This is a genomic window from Aeromicrobium fastidiosum (genome assembly GCF_017876595.1).
Taxonomy (GTDB): domain Bacteria; phylum Actinomycetota; class Actinomycetes; order Propionibacteriales; family Nocardioidaceae; genus Aeromicrobium; species Aeromicrobium fastidiosum.
Map to the genome: position 1 here is coordinate 1116640 of NZ_JAGIOG010000001.1, position 16741 is coordinate 1133380.

Genomic DNA, 16741 nt, shown 5'->3' on the forward strand with positions numbered 1-16741 from the left:
TCGGCGCGGCCACGGAGCTGAGCTGCCGTGACCGCGCCGGTGAGATCAGCTGGCGATCTTCTCCTGGCGGGCGAGTGCGGCGCGCTCACCCTCGGTCAGACCGCCCCAGACGCCGTACGGCTCGCGCACGGCGAGGGCGTGCTGGCGGCAACGCTCCATGACGGGGCAGCTGAAGCACAGCTGCTTGGCTGCCTGCTCGCGACGCTCGCGCTTGGCACCGCGTTCTGCCTCAGGGGAGAAGAAGACGGAGCTGTCGACGCCCATGCAGGCGCCCTCGTACTGCCACTCGTACGCGTCCATCATCGGACCGGGGAGCCTGTTGACGTTGACCATGATGTCCTCTTTCCCCGAATTGAACGGGATCAAACCCTTGAAACAGAATGTGTTCGAAACTTACTCAGAACTTGTTCAGAGCGCAAGCCCCTGAACAAGTTCTATGCTGAGCACATGCCGAACCCCCAGAGCGACGAGGCCGCCGAGCCTGTCGCGACGGGGACGCCGGTGGCCGCCATGGTGTGGAACGTCGGGTCCGTCGCCGAGCGGCTGGGCATCTCGCCGTCGACGCTGCGCACCTGGGAGCGCCGGTACGGAGTGGGCCCCACGCATCGCACCGCGGGAGGCCATCGCCGGTACACCGAGGACGACATCGCGCGGGTCACGCTGGTGCAGGCCCTGATCAACCGCGGGGCACCGCCCATGGAGGCCGCCCGGGTGGCTCAGGAGCTGCCGGCGACCGGTCTGGCCGCGGCCCTGTCCGATGCCTCGGACGACGACCACGGTGCCGACCTCGACCACGCGCAGATCGTCGACGGCATCATCGCGGCGGCGGAGGCGTACGAACCGACCGGTATCGCGTCCCTGGTCTCGGGAGCACTGCGCCGAGACGGCGTCATCGGTGCATGGGCGGGGGTCATCGCCCCCGCACTCATCCGCATCGGACAGCTGTGGTCAGAGGGGCGGCTCGGCATCGAGACCGAGCACCTCACGAGCGAGGTCGTGGTCTCCGAGCTGCGCGCACACACCCGGGCGATCGGACGACTCGACACCTCCGGCCCGACCATCATCGTCGCGAGCGCCGAGAGCGACCTGCACTCGATGCCGCTCATCGCGCTGGAGGCCGGACTCGCCGAGGCCGGCTTGGCATGCCACGTGCTGGGTGCGCAGTTCCCGGCCAAGGCCCTGGCCAGCATGACGGCCAACCTGCAGCCGACGATCGTGTTCGTCTGGGCCTCGCTGCCGCGCACCGAGGACGACGAGATGTGGCAGGTCGTCACCGGCATGGCACCGCCGACGACCGTGATCCTCGGCGGACCCGGTTGGCCCGACAATCCCCATGCCCGCGGTCACGCCACCGTGAGCGTCAACCTGGAGTCGACGGTCGCGCGCATAGCGTCCCTCGTGGGCTGAACCGGCCGTTACCGTTGCGTCCATGACCGAACCCCGAGTCCTCGTCGAGATCGACGGCCCGATCGCGTACGTGACGCTCAACCGTCCCGACAAGCTCAACGGCATCGACCTCGACACGATCGACGGACTCATCGCCGCCGCCGCCACGGTGCGCGCCGACCGCGACGTCCGGGCCGTCGTGCTGCGAGGTGCCGGACGCTCGTTCAGCGCCGGGCTCGACTTCGGGGCGGCGTTCGCCGACAAGAAGCGTGTGGCCCGCTACTTCGTCGCCGGTCCCCGCCGGCTCAACCGCTTCCAGCGGGTCAACCAGGTGTGGCGCGAGCTGCCCGTGCCGGTCGTCGCCGTCGTCCAGGGCCACTGCTACGGGGCAGGGCTGCAGCTCGTCGCGTGCGCCGACGTCAGGTTCACGACGCCCGACGCGACGTGGGCGATCCTCGAGGCCAAGTGGGGGCTGGTGCCCGACATGGCCGGCACCGTGCCCTTCAGCGAGCTGCTGCCGGCCGACGTGCTGATGCGGCTCGCGATGACGGGCGAGTCGTTCTCGGGCACCCGGGCCGCCGAGCTCGGACTGGCCACCGAGGCCGTCGAGGATCCGCTCGCAGCGGCGTTGTCGCTCGTCGACCAGATCGTTGCCCGCTCGCCCGACTCGGTGGCAGCCACCAAGCAGCTGGTCTACGGCACGCGTCGCGGCACCGCGCGCCGGGCGTGGCGGCTCGAACGCAAGCTGCAGGCCGTGATGTTCAAGGCTCGCAACACCTCGATCGCCCGCAAGGCGGGTGCCGCGAAGGAGACCCCTGAGTTCGGCCCCCGCACATTCGGCTGATTCCGCGGGTCTGCTCGCGGTTGCTAGGGTTCCGACGTGACTGATCACAACGAGCCGTCCAAGAAGGTCGCCAACCAGTACGAGCGCGACTACGACTACACCAAGTACTGGGACAACCGCGACTACGAGAACGGTGCCGAGCACATCGCCATCCGGCGCCTGCTCAAGGGCAACCACTACCGCAAGGCCGCCGACATCGGTGGTGGCTTCGGCCGCCTGTGCCTGCTGCTGCGCACGTTCTCCGACGAGGTCACGCTGGCCGAGCCCGCTGCCACGCAGCTCGAGGCCGCCAAGAAGGTGTTGGCCGGCACCGACATCAAGCAGGTGCAGATGCAGGCCGACGACTTGAAGTTCGCCGACGGCGAGCTCGACCTGATCACGATGGTGCGCGTCATGCACCACATCCCCGAGCCGTCGGCCGAGTTCGCCGAGATCTCCCGCGTGCTCGCGCCCGGCGGCACCGCGATCATCGAGGTCGCCAACTACGGCCACTTCATGAACCGTCGCCGCCACAAGAAGCAGGGCACGCCGCTGCCGACCGCGCCGGTCGACATCCGCCAGACCAAGGCCGACGAGCCCGACGCGATCGCGTTCGTCAACCACAACATCGACACCGTCGTGGGGCAGCTCGCCGCTGCGGGTCTGGTGCTCGACAGCAAGCTCTCGGTGTCCAACCTGCGCAGTCAGAAGGTCAAGAAGGTGCTGCCCAAGAGCGTCATGCTGGCCGCCGAGCGCATCAGCCAGAAGCGCCTCGCCAAGAGCGACTTCGGCCCCAGCATCTTCCTCAAGCTCCGCAAGAGCTGAACACCTACCGCACGGTCGCCAGGTCGGCCACGGCCGAGATCGAGGTCAGGCGCTCCCGGTTCCTCGCGGTCGTCGTCCGAGTCGACGACGAGGCGGGAGCGCGCGACGTCATCGCGTCCGCCCGGCGTGAGCACCACGACGCCCGCCACCACTGCAGTGCCTTCGTGATCGGTGCGGACACATCGCTGCGTCGCAGCAACGACGACGGCGAGCCGGCGGGCACGGCCGGGGCCCCGATGCTCGAGGTGCTGACCCGCCGGGGCGTGAGTGACGTCGTAGCCGTGGTCACCCGATGGTTCGGCGGGACGCTGCTGGGCGCCGGCGGTCTGGTGCGGGCCTACGGTGACGCGGTCGGCCTGGCGCTCGACGAGGCCGGGGTGCAAGAGCGTCGCCTGCGCCACACGATGCGGGTCACGGCGGCGGCCACCGACGCCGGTTCCTTGGACCATCGCCTCCGATCGCTGGGGACGGTGACGGACGTCCAGTACGGGGACGACGTCGTGTTCACGGTCGGTGTGAGCGACCCCGCTCGCTTCGCCGACGAGGTGGCTGCGGCCAGCACCGGCCGCGCGACGGTGGACCAGTCCGGCACATCATGGGGCGACACCTGAGGCCGCTGGGTCCTGACCATGGACGAGCGGAGCGAGTCACGCGGCCTCGTGCGAGCCCTGGCGAGCGCGAGAAGTGAGCGACGACGTCGCGCCCGCGTACCAGTTGCGCGCCGCCACCGCGGTGTCCGGGTAGTCGCTGAAGACCGCGTCGATGCCTGTCCGGAAGAACGTGTCGAGCTCGCCGAAGATGTCGCCCTTGGCGTTGGGGTCGTCGCCGTCGCGGAAGTCGGCGGGCAGGAACTGGTTCTCGTCGCGGAACGTGTAGACGACGACCTTGAGCCCGGCGCGGTGGGCGTCGTCCACGACAGACGTCGGCTGGGTCAGGAAGCCCGCCGCGTCGCGCGGGATGACGCTGCTCTTCTCGGGTCCGAGCCAGTCGGCGTAGGTCGCGACCCGGCGCAGCCCGGCAGGTGACATCAGGTCGGCGTAGGTGCGGGGATCGCCCTGAGCGACCAGGTCGTACGGAGCCCCCGTCGCCGACGTCAGCTGCACGAGCTTGACCTTGGTCTCGCGCGACAGCTGCCGCAGGTTGCTGGTCTCGAACGACTGGATCACGACCTTCGACTTCTTGGAGTCGAGTCCTGCCAGGCGCAGCGACCGCAGCAGCGGACGCTCGAGGGGCAACCCGATCGACCGGAAGTACGTCGGGTGCTTCGTCTCGGGCGCGACGCCGATCGTCCGACCTCTCGCGCGACTCTCCCGCCGGACGAGATCGAGGATCTCGTCGAACGTCGGCACCTGGAAGCGTCCGTCGTAGCGGGTGTTGCCGGGGCGCACACCGGGCAGCCGTTCCTTGGCGCGCAGCGTCCGCAGCTCGCGCAGCGAGAAGTCCTCGGTGAACCAGCCCGACACCGCGACGCCGTCGATCGTCTTGGTCGTCTTGCGGTTCGCGAACTCGGGGTGGTCGGCGACGTCGGTCGTGCCGCTGATCTCGTTCTCGTGGCGGGCGACCAGCACGCCGTCCTTGGTGCTGACCAGATCGGGCTCGATGTAGTCGGCACCCATGCGGATGGCCAGCTCGTAGGCGGCGAGCGTGTGCTCGGGCCGGTAGCCGGACGCGCCGCGGTGCGCGAAGACCGTGACGGGCTGGGCGTGCCGGGGCGGCTCCGCGTGACGGCGGTCGATCGCCGGAGCGGGCTCGGCGGTGGCGGGCACGGCGGTGAGGCCCGTGGCGAGTGCTGCGGCCCCGATGACGTGGGCGGCGCGGCGGACGTGCGGCGTGATCGTTCCCGTGGAGAGGAGTGTCATGGCTCCAGACCACGCGCGGCAGGTGACGACGGCGTGGCCGTCACCCCGACATCAGGTGAACAGTCGGCGGGGAGCGGGGGACGGGCTACAGCGCGCCGAGGCGGGTGAGCACGTCGCGCACGTGCTTCAGGGCGTTCTTCTCGTTGAGGCCCGTGGTGTCGTCGAAGTAGAGGCCGTCGCCGATGAGCTGGATCGTGCGGGCCAGCGACTCGTCCTCGAGGTGCTCGAGCAGGACGGCGAACCACCACTCCCGCAGGTCGCCGAGGGCGTCCGACGCCCGCGAGTCGTTCTCCTGGGCGATGCGGGCCGTGGCGATGAGCGCACGGTCGAAGTCGCTGCCGGTGTTGATCGAGGTGGTCAGGTAGAAGTCGACGGGGCCCTTCTTGGCCGTGCGCATCTTCTCGACGTCGGTGCGGCCCTGCTCCCGCAGGCGGGTCAGCATGCCGTCGACCAGCTCGTCCTTGCTGTGGAAGTGGTAGAGCAGGCCGCCCTTGGAGACCTTGGCCTCGGCGGCGACGGCGTCGAGCGTGGCCGAGCGGCTGCCGCCCGTGACCATCAGCGTCTCGAAGGCGTCGAGGAGGCGGTCCCGGGTCGAACGTTCGTCTGCCGCCATGGGCCACAGCCTACAGAGATCGACGTCACCCCACCCGTGGTCTCTACTGTACCGGCTGGACGGTATAGTAGGCCGGACGACAACCCACCGTGAGGAGGACGACATGACCACGATCGACAACACCGCCGTAACCATGCACGCAGCCAAGGACCGGCCCGGAGCCGTGCAGCGGGCGCGACCCCGCGACTGGGCCGCACTCGCGGTGCTCATGCTGCCCGTCCTCATGGTGTCGGTCGACAACACCGTCCTGAGCTTCGCGCTGCCGGCCATCAGCATCGACCTCAAGCCCACCGGCACGCAGCTGCTGTGGATCGTCGACCTCTACGCGATCATGCTCGCGGGCCTGCTCATCGCGATGGGCAGCATCGGCGACCGGTTCGGACGTCGCCGGCTGCTGCTGATCGGCACCGTCGGCTTCGGTGCCGCCTCGCTCGTCGCGGCGTACAGCCGCAGCCCCGAGATGCTGCTCGTCGCCCGTGCGCTGCAGGGAGTCTTCGGCGCGACGCTGATGCCGTCGACGCTGTCGCTCATCCGCAACGTGTTCCACGACCCGCGCGACCGCCGGCTCGCGATCGCGTCATGGGCCGCGATGTTCTCCGGCGGTGCGGCCCTCGGGCCGGTGCTGGGCGGCTGGCTGCTCGGTCACGCGTCCTGGGGATCGGTGTTCCTGATCAACGTGCCGATCGTCGTGGTGCTGGTGCCGCTGGCCCTCGCGCTGCTGCCGGAGTCGCGCGATCCGTCGCCGAACCCGCTCGACCCGTTCGCGATCGTGCTCTCGCTGACGACGATGCTGCCCCTGGTGTTCGGCATCAAGAACCTCGCCGAGCACGGATTGAGTGACCTGACGCTCACGGCGTTCGCGGTCGGCATCGTCTCGGCGTGGGCGCTGGTGCACCGGCTGCGCACGAGCCCGTCGCCGATGATCGACCTGTCGCTGTTCGCCAACCGGGTGTTCAGCGGCGCGATCGTCGCCAACCTGCTGAGCCTCATGGGCCTCACGGGCTTCCTCTTCCTCGGCGCGCAGCTGCTGCAGCTCGTGCTCGGCCTGTCGGCGATGGACGCCGCGCTGGTGCTCCTGCCGGGGCTCGTCGCGACCGTCCTCGCGGGGTTCGTCGCGGTCAAGCTCGTGAGCGTCGTCAGCGTGCGGGTGCTCGTGACGGCGAGCTTCGCCGCGTCGGCCGTCGGCTACGCCATCACGGCGTTCACCGAGGTGCCGTCCGTGATGTCGGTGGCCGTCGCCTTCGCGGTGATGGGCGTCGGCATCGGCATGGCCGAGACCCTGACCAACGACCTGATGCTGTCGAGCGTCCCGTCGTCCAAGGCGGGCGCGGCCTCGGCGATCTCCGAGACGGCGTACGAGATCGGTGCGGTGCTCGGCACGGCGGTGCTGGGCACGGTGCTGACGTCGACCTACCGCTCGCACCTGACGTATCCGGCGATGCTGCAGTGGGGCGAGCGGCAGGGCGCGTTCGAGACGCTCGGCGGCACGGTCGAGGTCGCGAAGTTCTACCCCAACGAAGTCGGCGACGGGCTGCTGGAGTCGGCGCGCACCGCGTTCGACCTCGGCGTCCAGCACACCTCAGCGGTGGCGATCGTGATCGCCCTCCTGGCGGCGCTCGTCTCCTGGCGCACCCTCAAGCACGCCTGACCCGTGGGTGCCGGGACACCACGTTCTCGTGGTGTCCCGGCACGTACCTCGGGTTGCAACCCTGGGTGGGTGCGTGAATCCCACGGTCTCGTGGGATGCCGACGCGGCCCGGCTCAGCTCGGGCGCTGGGCCTCGAGCTCGCGCTGGACGTGCTGCCGGGCGGGGTTGTCGCGGCTCGCCGCCCGCCACAGCGAGCTGACCCGGCGCCGCGGCGTCGGGTCGACGACCGGGACGCTCCTGACCCGGGGCGGCAGCGGCGTCCGTCCGAGCCGCGGCACCAGCGCGACCGCCACACCGTGCTCGACCATCGAGACGTGGGTCGCGTACGAGCCGTCGAAGTAGTGGATGTCGGGACGCTCGCCGTGCATCGCGAACATCTGCACGAGCCACTCGTGGCAGATCGTCCCCGCCGGCGTCGCCACCCAGCGGTCGCCGAGGAGGTCGAGCGGCGTGACGGAGTCGCGCTGCGCCAGCGGGTGGTCGAACGGCACGAGCACGTCGACGACGTCGACGAACAGCTCATGCCGTTCGAGCGTGGCGGGGACGTCGAGCGGCAGGGTGTTCCAGTCGTGGACGATCGCGAGATCGGCCCCGCCACGCTCGACCAGCGTGACGCTCTCGCGTGGATCGGACTCCACCACCGTGACGTCCAGGTCGGGGGCGCTCGAGCGCAGACTTGCCAGCAGGGGCGCGACCACGCCGTGCGAGGCGGTCGAGAACGAGGCGATGCGGAACGTGCCGCGCAGCTCCTCGGCGCCGCCGATCGCGATGTTCTCGACCTGCTCCAGGTCGAGCAGCAGCGTCGAGCCGCGCTCGGCGAGGAGGCGGCCGCGCTCGGTCAGGATGACGCTGCGGCCGACCCGTTCGAGCATGGGCGAACGGCTCTGGCGCTCGAGCTTCTTGATCTGCTGCGAGACGGCCGACGGGGTGAAGCCGAGGGAGTCCGCAGCCCCGACGATGCTGCCGTGGTCGCGGACGGCGATCAGGGCGCGCAGGGCAGCAAGATCGATCACGGGCAGGTCACCATGAAGCGACACTACCGTGTTGGCGGTAGAAGACATTGCTGGTGCTTCACCATCTCACCGACGACACTGGAACCATGAACCTCAAGCACGGTCTCCTCGCCGTCCTCGTGATGCTGCTGTGGGGTGCCAACTTCGTGGTGATCGACGAGGGGCTCGACGGCGTCCCGCCGCTGCTGTTCCTCGCGATGCGGTTCGTCCTGGTCGCGGTGCCGCTGGTGTTCTTCGTGCCGAGACCGGCGGCGTCGTGGCAGGCCGTCGTGGCGGTCGGGACGTTCATGAGCCTCGGCCAGTTCAGCCTGCTCTACATCTCCCTCGACCTCGGGATGCCCGCCGGTCTCGCGTCCCTCGTGCTGCAGGCCCAGGTGATCTTCACGATCGTCATCGCGGCCGCCGTCATCAAGGAGGTGCCGACCCGCCGCCAGGTGATCGGTGCCGTGCTCGGCACGGCGGGTCTCACGCTGGTGGTCCTCGCTCACGGAGCCTCCGCGCCGCTCCTGCCCGTGCTGGTCATGCTGGGTGCGGCCCTGTCGTGGGCGACCGGCAACGTCATCGCCCGCAGCGCCGGGGTGCAGTCGGGGTTCTCGATGGTCGTGTGGTCGGCGCTCGTCGTCCCGGTGCCCGCGTTCGTCCTGTCGCTGCTCGTCGACGGTGGCGACGAGGTCGTCCACTCGCTGACCCACCTGTCGGGCATCGCGATCGCCAGCACGGCCTACACGGCCGTCGGCGCGTCGCTCATCGGCTACGGCATCTGGAACTCGCTGCTCGCGCGGTACCCCGCGAGCGCGGTCGTCCCGTTCGTGCTGCTGGTGCCGGTCGTCGGCATCGCGACCGCGTGGATCGTGCAGGACGAGGTGCCGTCGACGCTGGAGGTCGTCGGGGGTGTCGTGATGCTCGCCGGCGTCGCGGCGGCGACGATCAGCCGCCGCCGGGGCGTCACGCCAGCAGGGCCGCTCGCGCCATCCGAGCCAGTCGGGACGCCATCGACGACTCGCTGATGCGGGCGCTGTGCGGGGTCGAGTTGATGAGCCCGAACGTGGCCTGGACGGCGGCGCGCGCCTCGGCTGCGTCGAGGTCGTCCCTCAGGTGCTGGACGGTGTCGACCCAGATGTCGACGTAGGCCAGCTGCAGCGCCCGCACCTCGCGGCGTCCGTCGGCCTCGAGATTGGCCCACTCGCGCTCCTGGATGACGATCAGCGCGGGGTGCGCCAGCGCGAACTCGGTGTGCCAGTCGATGAGGGCGGCCAGGGCCTCGTCGGCGCTCCGGGCGTTCTCCGAGCGGGAGCGGCCCTCGGCCAGCAGCCGCTCGCTGATCGAGATCAGCGACTGCGTGAGGATGTCGCCCTTGCCCGCGAAGTGCTTGTAGAGCGCGGGGCCGGAGATGCCGCAGGCGCTGCCGATGTCGTGCACCGACACCCCGTGGAACCCCCGCTCGGCGAACAGGGTCGCGGCGGTGTCGAGGATCTGCTCTCGCCGGGTCGTCGTCACCCCCACAGTGTAGCGGCGCAGGTTAACAACCATTAACCACATCTGCTAGTGTCGCAGCATGCGAGAACTCGTCGAACAGCTGCGTGAACGCCTGGCCGTCGCCCGTCGCGGCGGCAACCAGGCGGCCCGCGAGCGACACGTCTCCCGCGGCAAGCTGCTGCCCCGCGAGCGCATCGACCGGCTGCTCGACCCCGGCTCGCCGTTCCTCGAGATCGGCGCGCTGGCCGCGTACGGCATGTACGGCACAGGCAGCGACGACGTCCACGCCGTGCCGAGTGCGGGCATCGTCACGGGCATCGGACGCGTCAGCGGCCGCGAGTGCGTCATCGTCGCCAACGACGCCACCGTCAAGGGCGGCACGTACTTCCCGATGACGGTCAAGAAGCACCTGCGCGCCCAGGCGATCGCCCAGGAGAACCACCTGCCCTGCGTGTACCTCGTCGAGTCGGGCGGCGCGTTCCTGCCGATGCAGGACGAGGTGTTCCCCGACCGCGACGACTTCGGCCGCATCTTCTTCAACCAGGCGCAGATGTCGTCGATGCTCATCCCGCAGGTCGCCGCCGTCATGGGCTCGTGCACCGCGGGCGGGGCCTACGTGCCGGCGATGAGCGACGAGACCGTCATCGTCAAGGATCAGGGCACGATCTTCCTGGCCGGACCGCCCCTCGTGAAGGCCGCGACCGGCGAGGTCGTGTCGGCCGAGGACCTCGGCGGTGGTGACGTGCACGCCCGCACGTCCGGCGTCGTCGACCACCTCGCCGACGACGACGACCACGCGCTGCAGATCGTCCGGTCGATCGTCGGGACGCTCGAGCGTCCGACCAGCGAGCCTCCGCCGCACGAGCCCCTCCCGCCGCGCGAGGACCCCGAGACGCTGTACGACGTCGTGCCGGTCGACGGTCGCACCCCCTACGACGTGCGCGAGGTCATCCGACGCCTCGTCGACGACTCGCGCCTCCACGAGTTCAAGCCGCTGTACGGCGAGACGCTGGTGTGCGGCTTCGCCCGCATCGAGGGCTATCCCGTCGCGATCGTCGCCAACAACGGCATCCTGTTCAGCGAGTCTGCGCTCAAGGGCGCGCACTTCGTCGAGCTCGCCAACCAGCGCGGCGTCCCCCTGGTGTTCCTGCAGAACATCACGGGGTTCATGGTCGGCCAGGAGTACGAGAACCGCGGCATCGCCAAGGACGGCGCGAAGCTCGTCACAGCGGTCGCGTCGTCGGTCGTCCCGAAGTTCACGGTCGTGATCGGCGGCTCCTACGGTGCCGGCAACTACGGCATGTGCGGCCGGGCCTACGACCCGCGGTTCCTGTGGATGTGGCCCAACGCCAAGATCTCGGTGATGGGCGGTGAGCAGGCCGCGGCGGTGCTCGCGACGGTCAAGCGCGACGGCATGGAGACGCGCGGCGAGCAGTGGTCGGCCGACGACGAGACCGCGTTCCGGGCACCGATCCGGGAGCAGTTCGACGACCAGGGATCGGCCTACTACTCCACCGCTCGGCTGTGGGACGACGGCATCATCGACCCCGTCGACACCCGGCGCGTCCTGGCGATGGGGCTGCAGGTGGCCACCGCCGTGCCGACGCCCGAGCCCCGCTTCAGCATGTTCAGGATGTGACCGGATGACCTTCAGCTCAGTGCTCGTCGCCAACCGGGGCGAGATCGCCCGCCGCGTCATCCTGGCCTGCCGGGAGGCGGGTCTGCGCAGCATCGCGGTCTACTCCGACGCCGATGCCGATGCGCCGTACGTGCGGCTCGCCGACGAAGCGGTGCATCTGGGTCCGACGCCGGCGACGGAGTCGTACCTGTCGATCGACCGCCTGCTGGCTGCGGCCCGTGCGTCGGGGGCCGAGGCCGTGCACCCCGGCTACGGCTTCTTGTCCGAGCGCGCCGAGTTCGCCCGCGCCGTGGTCGACGCGGGGCTCGTGTTCATCGGGCCGACCGCCGACGTGATGGACGCGATGGGCCGCAAGGACCGGGCCCGTGCCATCGCCGAGCGGGCCGGCGTGCCCGTCACTGCCCAGTTCCCGGCCGATGCCGTTCCGGCCGACGCCTATCCGGTGCTGGTCAAGGCCGCGGCGGGTGGCGGCGGCAAGGGCATGCGCATCGTCCGCGAGGCGTCCGGTCTGGCCGCGGCGGTCGAGGCGGCCGGACGCGAGGCCGCGGCGGCGTTCGGCGACGACACGCTGCTGGTCGAGCAGTACGTCGAGGCCGGACGGCACGTCGAGGTACAGGTGTTCGGCGACACCGCCGGCCACGTGGTCCACCTGTTCGAGCGCGACTGCTCGGTGCAGCGCCGGCACCAGAAGGTCGTCGAGGAGGCTCCTGCGTTCGGCCTCACCGACGAGCTGCGCCGCACCCTGCACGAGTCGTCGGTCGCGCTGTGCCGTGAGGTCGGCTACACGGGTGCCGGGACGGTCGAGTTCCTCGTCGCGGACGACGGTGCGGGCGGCCAGCGGGCCTACTTCCTGGAGATGAACACGCGCCTGCAGGTCGAGCACCCCGTGACCGAGGAGATCACCGGCCTCGACCTGGTGCAGTGGCAGCTGCTCGTCGCCGCGGGGCAGCCGTTGCCGTTGACCCAGGACGAGATCACCGCGACGGGGCACGCGATGGAGGTGCGGGTCTACGCCGAGGACCCCTATGCGGGCTTCGTCCCGCAGGCCGGGCACGTGCAGGACGTCGCATGGCCCGACGGTGCGCGCATCGAGTCCGACCTCGAGGGCGACGCGGTCGTCTCGACGGCGTACGACCCCATGCTGGGCAAGATCGTCGTCGCCGGCACCGACCGGGAGGACGCCCGGCTGCTGCTCGTCGACGCTCTCGACGGCACCGGCATCTTCGGCGTCACGACCAACCTCGGCTTCGTCCGGCGGCTCGTCGCCGGCGAGGAGTTCGCCGCCGGCCGCGTGCACACTGCATGGCTCGACAGCGATGCGTCCGCCCAGCTGCTGACGGCTCCGGTGTTGACCGAGGACGCTGCCCGCGCGGCAGCCGTGATGTGGGCCGGTCACGTCGTGGTGGGCGGGGACGATCCGTTCGGCCGTGCCGACGGCTGGCGGTCGGGAGCGGATCCGGCACCCGCGACGATCGCCCTGGCCGACGACACCGGTCGGGTCTGGCGCTTCGCGGTGCCGACCGGTGAGCAGGGTGACGCCCTCGCGGTCGGCACCCACGACAGCATCACGATCGCCCGGGAGGGGCAGACCTGGACGCTCGAGGTGCCCGACCCGATGCGCGGCGGCCACCAGCGGGGCGCCTCGACCGACGCCGACCTCGTGTCGCCGATGCCGGGCACGGTGCTGCGGGTCGACGTCGCCGAGGGCGACACGGTCGTGGCCGGCCAGCAGCTGGGCGTCGTCGAGGCGATGAAGATGGAGCTCGCGATGACCGCCCCCTACGACGGTGTCGTGTCCCTCGTCGGGGCGGTCGCCGGCGACCAGGTGCCGATCAGGCACCTCCTCTTCACGGTGGACCCCCGATGACCCGCGGCCTCGATCGCGAGTCCCGCTGGGTCCGCGAGCCCCGCGAGTGGCGCAGTCTCGCGATTCTGGGACGGCGTGTCGCGCGAGATTGCGCCACTCAGGGCCCGGTTTGCGCCACTCGCGCGACGGTGGCCGGCCCGGCCGCTGGGACGTCCGCATGATCCGGCCGATGGTGGTCCGCGATCCGGCGCTCCCGTCTGCGGTGACGATCTACGAGGTCGGTCCGCGGGACGGGCTGCAGAACGAGTCCGCGATCGTCCCGGTCGACGTCAAGGTCGAGTTCATCGGACGCCTGATGGCCGCGGGCCTGCCGGTCGTCGAGACGACGAGCTTTGTCCACCCGAGGTGGGTGCCGCAGCTGGCCGACGCCGCCGAGGTGATCGCGCGCCTGCGGCTCGACGGCCCGACGCCGCTGCCCGTGCTGGTGCCCAACGAACGTGGACTCGACCGGGCGCTCGAGGCCGGTGCCCGGCACATCGCGATCTTCGCCAGTGCCACCGAGACCTTCGCCCTCAAGAACCTCAACTCGACGCTCGACGACCAGATGACGATGTTCGAGCCCGTGGTGCGACGGGCACGCGACGCCGGCGTCGACGTGCGGGCCTACGTCTCGATGTGCTTCGGCGATCCGTGGGAGGGTGCCGTCGACGTCGACCAGGTCGTCGACGTCGGGCGCCGGCTGCTCGACCTTGGCGCGTCCCAGCTGTCGATCGGCGACACGATCGGGGTCGGCACGGCGGGTCATGTGCAAACGCTCGTTCGGGCGTTCGAGGCCGCCGGCACGGACGCCGCGTCGTTGGCGATGCACTTCCACGACACCTACGGTCAGGCCCTCGCCAATGCGCACGCCGCGTTGCAGGTCGGCATCACGACGTTCGACGCCTCGGCCGGTGGGCTGGGTGGGTGCCCGTACGCCGAGAGCGCGACCGGCAACCTGGCCACCGAGGACCTCGTCTGGATGCTCGACGGTCTCGGCATCGATCACGGCGTCGACCTGGCATCGCTCGTCGAGACCTCGGTCTGGATGTCCAAGGTGCTCGGCAAGGAACCGGCCAGCGCCGTCGTCCGCGCCCTGCGGTGACCCCCTCGCGAGTGGTGCGTTTCGGCACCTGAGTGGTGCGCCTTGGTCAGACGCGCCGTCCCAGAACGTCCACACCGCACCACTCGCGGTTCCGCCAGGGCGGGCTAGGAGCGGCGGCGGTCCTTGAGCTCGTCGGCCGCGAACGAGCCGATCTGCCACGTCGCCCACGCGTCGCTCGAACCGCCGACGGCACCGCCGAGGAACGGCACCCGCCGCCCGATCATCGTGACGGCCCGGCGTCCCGCCGTCCGCCCCACGAGCTCGGACGTGACCTCGCGTGACAGTCGCTCGTCGAGGACGGGGTCGTGCACGGGGGACGTCGCCAACGCCATCGGCGACGACGGCAGCCGGTGCTTCTTGACCAGCGCCCTGACGGCGTCCTCGCCCAGCATGCAGGCCAAGATGGCGTTGCGGACCCGCGGATCGTGCAGGTCGTAGCCCCGCAGGTGCGCGATGCCGGCGACGAGGTGGCACTGCACGATCGTCACGCCGGCGACGTTGGCCGGGACGGCGACCGCCGCGGTGGCCAGACCGCCCAGGTTGGTCACGAACCCTTGCGCACCGGCGAGGCCCGTGTGCAGGCGCATGAGCGACGAGATGGCCTTCTCGACGTCGCCGTCCGCGTCGACGAGCTTGCTGTCGGCCGACGCCGCCGCGGAACGCAGCGGCCCGACGCCGTCGATCGCCTTGTCGAGCACCGTCCGGACGTATCCGGAGGCGACCTTGGGGGCCAGCTTCGAGCTGGCGGAGGTGGCGACACTGCGGCGAAGACCCATGACGTCCAGCATAGGAGCGAAGACCCCGCCCGGCTCCCTGAGTGCGAGAACCCCCCGGAGGCCGTCCCTGCGCCTACGCTGGGCCTCATGGGTCGCCCGTTCTCCGAGCGTGTCGCGCACGACGACTGGCGGCGCGAGGCCGAGCGGTGGGCGCGCGACGCGCTCGCCGACCGCGGCGTCGAGGTCACCGGCGAGATCGAGCAGCCCCGCATCCGGCCGTGGTCGACGCAGCTGACCGTGCCGACGGACGCCGGCCGCGTCTGGTTCAAGGCCAACTGCATGTCGATGTCGTTCGAGCCGGCGCTGCAGGTCGAGCTGGCCGGGCTCGCCCCCGACACCGTCGACGCACCCGTCGCCGTCGACCTCGACCGCGGGTGGATGCTGACGGCAGACCGCGGAGCGACCCTCGGCGACAGCACCTCGCCGACGGTCGCCGACTGGCAGCAGGTGCTGCGCCGGGCCGCAGACCTGCAGCGCAGCGCGGCCGGCGCGGAGCAGGCGCTGCTCGGCGCGGGTCTGCCCGACTGCCGGCCGTCCACGGTCGTCGACCGGCTCGACCGCTTCGTGCACGTGCTGTCGGGCCTGCCGCGCGAGCATCCTGCCCACGTGTCGGAGAGCCTGCGCGACGACCTCCTCGCGGCCCGCCCCCGCGTGGTCGACGCCGTCGCCGAGCTCGAGGAGTCGTCCCTGCCCACGACGTGGCAGCACGGCGACCTGCACCCGTTCAACGTCTTCGCGGCGGACGGCCGGCTGTTCGACTTCGGCGACGGGCAGTGGGCGCACGCCGCGGAGCTGCTGATCGTGCCGCACGGCTGGATCGGCCAGCAGGACACGCTCTCGTGGCCCGAGGTCGCCGAGGCCTACGCCGACGCGTGGCACGTCACGGCCGACGACCTCGCCTCGCAGCTGCGTGCCGCCTCGCTGACCCAGCCGGTCAACCGGACGCTGCTCTGGTGGCGCTGCCTCGAGGAGGCCACCGCCGCCGAGTGGGACGAGTGGGGCGACGGCGTGCTGCACCACCTGTCGCGGGTGCTCGAGCCGTGACGCGCACGCCGCTTCCGCCCTCGCCGTGGATGTTCGATCCCGACGAGTGGCCGGATGACGACTGCGTCGCGGGTGGGGCCGATCTCGAGCCCGGGACGTTGCTGGAGGCCTACCGGCGCGGTGCCTTCCCGATGCCGCACGACCGGGAGCTGCTCTGGTGGTCGCCGATGCGCCGCGGCGTGCTGGTGCCGGACGACATCCGCGTGAGCCGGTCGCTGGCCCGCTCGGTGCGGCGCTTCACGATGACGCTCGACGAGTCGTTCGAGGAGGTCATCGACGCGTGCGCCGACCCCTCCCGTCCCGGGGCGTGGATCGACTCCGACATCCGCGCGGCCTACGTGCGCATGCACGAGCTGGGCTGGGCGCACTCGGTCGAGACCCGCGCCGCCGACGGGACGCTCGTGGGTGGCCTCTACGGCCTCAGCATCGGCGCGCTGTTCGCGGGGGAGTCGATGTTCCACCGGGCGACGGACGCCTCGAAGGCGGCGCTCGTCGAGCTGGCCCGGCTGGTCGGTGCGGGCGGGCTGATCGACACGCAGTGGAGCACCCCGCACCTCGCGTCGCTGGGGGTCACGGAGTGGCCGCGCGAGCTCTACCTCGAGCGCATCAACGACCTCGTCGACGCTCCTCCGCCAGCCGTCTGGGCCTGATATCACGGCGGAATCACGGCAAGACACGGCGGGGGTGCACG

At 70.9% G+C, this 16741-nt stretch carries 17 protein-coding genes; 11 read left to right on the plus strand and 6 right to left on the minus strand.

The window, feature by feature from the left end:
• Positions 1 to 45: 45 nt before the first annotated feature.
• Complete coding sequence (locus JOF40_RS05540) at positions 46 to 333, minus strand: WhiB family transcriptional regulator (protein ID WP_129180843.1); 288 nt, start codon at positions 331 to 333, stop codon at positions 46 to 48.
• Positions 334 to 447: 114 nt separating this feature from the next.
• Between JOF40_RS05540 and JOF40_RS05545 the strand changes: the two genes are divergently transcribed.
• Genes JOF40_RS05545 through JOF40_RS20180 form a run of 4 tightly spaced genes read left to right on the plus strand, consistent with a single transcriptional unit; the run spans position 448 to position 3645 of the window.
• Positions 448 to 1407 carry a MerR family transcriptional regulator gene (locus JOF40_RS05545; RefSeq protein WP_129180845.1) on the plus strand — a complete coding sequence of 320 codons (960 nt, stop codon included), beginning with the start codon at positions 448 to 450 and terminating at the stop codon, positions 1405 to 1407.
• A 22-nt stretch (positions 1408 to 1429) separates the two neighbouring features.
• Positions 1430 to 2230, plus strand: a complete 801-nt coding sequence (locus JOF40_RS05550) for a crotonase/enoyl-CoA hydratase family protein (protein ID WP_129180847.1) — start codon at positions 1430 to 1432, stop codon at positions 2228 to 2230.
• A 36-nt stretch (positions 2231 to 2266) separates the two neighbouring features.
• On the plus strand, positions 2267 to 3034 hold the full coding sequence (locus JOF40_RS05555) for a class I SAM-dependent methyltransferase (protein ID WP_129180849.1): 768 nt from the start codon (positions 2267 to 2269) through the stop codon (positions 3032 to 3034).
• 38 nt (positions 3035 to 3072) lie between these two features.
• A complete protein-coding gene (locus tag JOF40_RS20180) occupies positions 3073 to 3645 on the plus strand; it encodes an IMPACT family protein (RefSeq protein ID WP_342780108.1) in 573 nt (190 codons plus the stop codon).
• Between the two features lie 36 nt (positions 3646 to 3681).
• Here the strand turns inward: JOF40_RS20180 and JOF40_RS05565 are convergent, their stop codons facing one another.
• Positions 3682 to 4893, minus strand: a complete 1212-nt coding sequence (locus tag JOF40_RS05565) for a glycerophosphodiester phosphodiesterase (RefSeq protein ID WP_129180851.1) — start codon at positions 4891 to 4893, stop codon at positions 3682 to 3684.
• Between the two features lie 85 nt (positions 4894 to 4978).
• Complete coding sequence (locus JOF40_RS05570; RefSeq protein WP_129180853.1) at positions 4979 to 5506, minus strand: TetR/AcrR family transcriptional regulator; 528 nt, start codon at positions 5504 to 5506, stop codon at positions 4979 to 4981.
• A 103-nt stretch (positions 5507 to 5609) separates the two neighbouring features.
• Here JOF40_RS05570 and JOF40_RS05575 point away from each other — a divergent pair, with 103 nt between their 5' ends.
• Entirely contained in the window at positions 5610 to 7154 is a 1545-nt protein-coding gene (locus JOF40_RS05575; protein ID WP_245343098.1) for an MFS transporter, read from the plus strand.
• Between the two features lie 113 nt (positions 7155 to 7267).
• Here JOF40_RS05575 and JOF40_RS05580 read toward each other — a convergent pair whose 3' ends face one another.
• Positions 7268 to 8167 carry a LysR family transcriptional regulator gene (locus tag JOF40_RS05580; RefSeq protein ID WP_188111687.1) on the minus strand — a complete coding sequence of 300 codons (900 nt, stop codon included), beginning with the start codon at positions 8165 to 8167 and terminating at the stop codon, positions 7268 to 7270.
• Between the two features lie 86 nt (positions 8168 to 8253).
• On the opposite strand from JOF40_RS05580, the gene JOF40_RS05585 reads away from it, so the two are divergent.
• Positions 8254 to 9174, plus strand: coding sequence for an EamA family transporter (locus JOF40_RS05585; RefSeq protein ID WP_129180857.1), 921 nt, complete (start codon positions 8254 to 8256; stop codon positions 9172 to 9174).
• Here JOF40_RS05585 and JOF40_RS05590 read toward each other — a convergent pair.
• On the minus strand, positions 9113 to 9664 hold the full coding sequence (locus JOF40_RS05590; RefSeq protein WP_246152788.1) for a TetR/AcrR family transcriptional regulator: 552 nt from the start codon (positions 9662 to 9664) through the stop codon (positions 9113 to 9115). The two genes, JOF40_RS05585 and JOF40_RS05590, sit on opposite strands and share 62 nt — an antisense overlap.
• Before the next feature lie 58 nt (positions 9665 to 9722).
• Here JOF40_RS05590 and JOF40_RS05595 point away from each other — a divergent pair, with 58 nt between their 5' ends.
• From JOF40_RS05595 to JOF40_RS05605, 3 genes are all read left to right on the plus strand, one after another.
• Positions 9723 to 11282 (plus strand): carboxyl transferase domain-containing protein, encoded by a 1560-nt coding sequence (locus JOF40_RS05595; RefSeq protein ID WP_129180861.1) that lies wholly within the window; start codon positions 9723 to 9725, stop codon positions 11280 to 11282.
• A 4-nt stretch (positions 11283 to 11286) separates the two neighbouring features.
• On the plus strand, positions 11287 to 13149 hold the full coding sequence (locus JOF40_RS05600) for an acetyl/propionyl/methylcrotonyl-CoA carboxylase subunit alpha (RefSeq protein WP_129180863.1): 1863 nt from the start codon (positions 11287 to 11289) through the stop codon (positions 13147 to 13149).
• A gap of 157 nt (positions 13150 to 13306) precedes the next feature.
• Complete coding sequence (locus JOF40_RS05605) at positions 13307 to 14230, plus strand: hydroxymethylglutaryl-CoA lyase (protein ID WP_129180865.1); 924 nt, start codon at positions 13307 to 13309, stop codon at positions 14228 to 14230.
• A 104-nt stretch (positions 14231 to 14334) separates the two neighbouring features.
• Here the strand turns inward: JOF40_RS05605 and JOF40_RS05610 are convergent, their stop codons facing one another.
• Positions 14335 to 15006: an EcsC family protein gene (locus JOF40_RS05610; RefSeq protein WP_129180867.1), complete on the minus strand. Its 672-nt coding sequence runs from the start codon at positions 15004 to 15006 to the stop codon at positions 14335 to 14337.
• A gap of 87 nt (positions 15007 to 15093) precedes the next feature.
• Here JOF40_RS05610 and JOF40_RS05615 point away from each other — a divergent pair, with 87 nt between their 5' ends.
• Both JOF40_RS05615 and aat read left to right on the plus strand, forming a co-directional pair.
• Positions 15094 to 16050, plus strand: coding sequence for a phosphotransferase (locus tag JOF40_RS05615; RefSeq protein WP_129180868.1), 957 nt, complete (start codon positions 15094 to 15096; stop codon positions 16048 to 16050).
• Positions 16047 to 16700: a leucyl/phenylalanyl-tRNA--protein transferase gene (gene aat / locus JOF40_RS05620; protein ID WP_246152789.1), complete on the plus strand. Its 654-nt coding sequence runs from the start codon at positions 16047 to 16049 to the stop codon at positions 16698 to 16700. The genes JOF40_RS05615 and aat overlap by 4 nt, the downstream gene beginning before the upstream one ends.
• Positions 16701 to 16741: the final 41 nt, after the last annotated feature.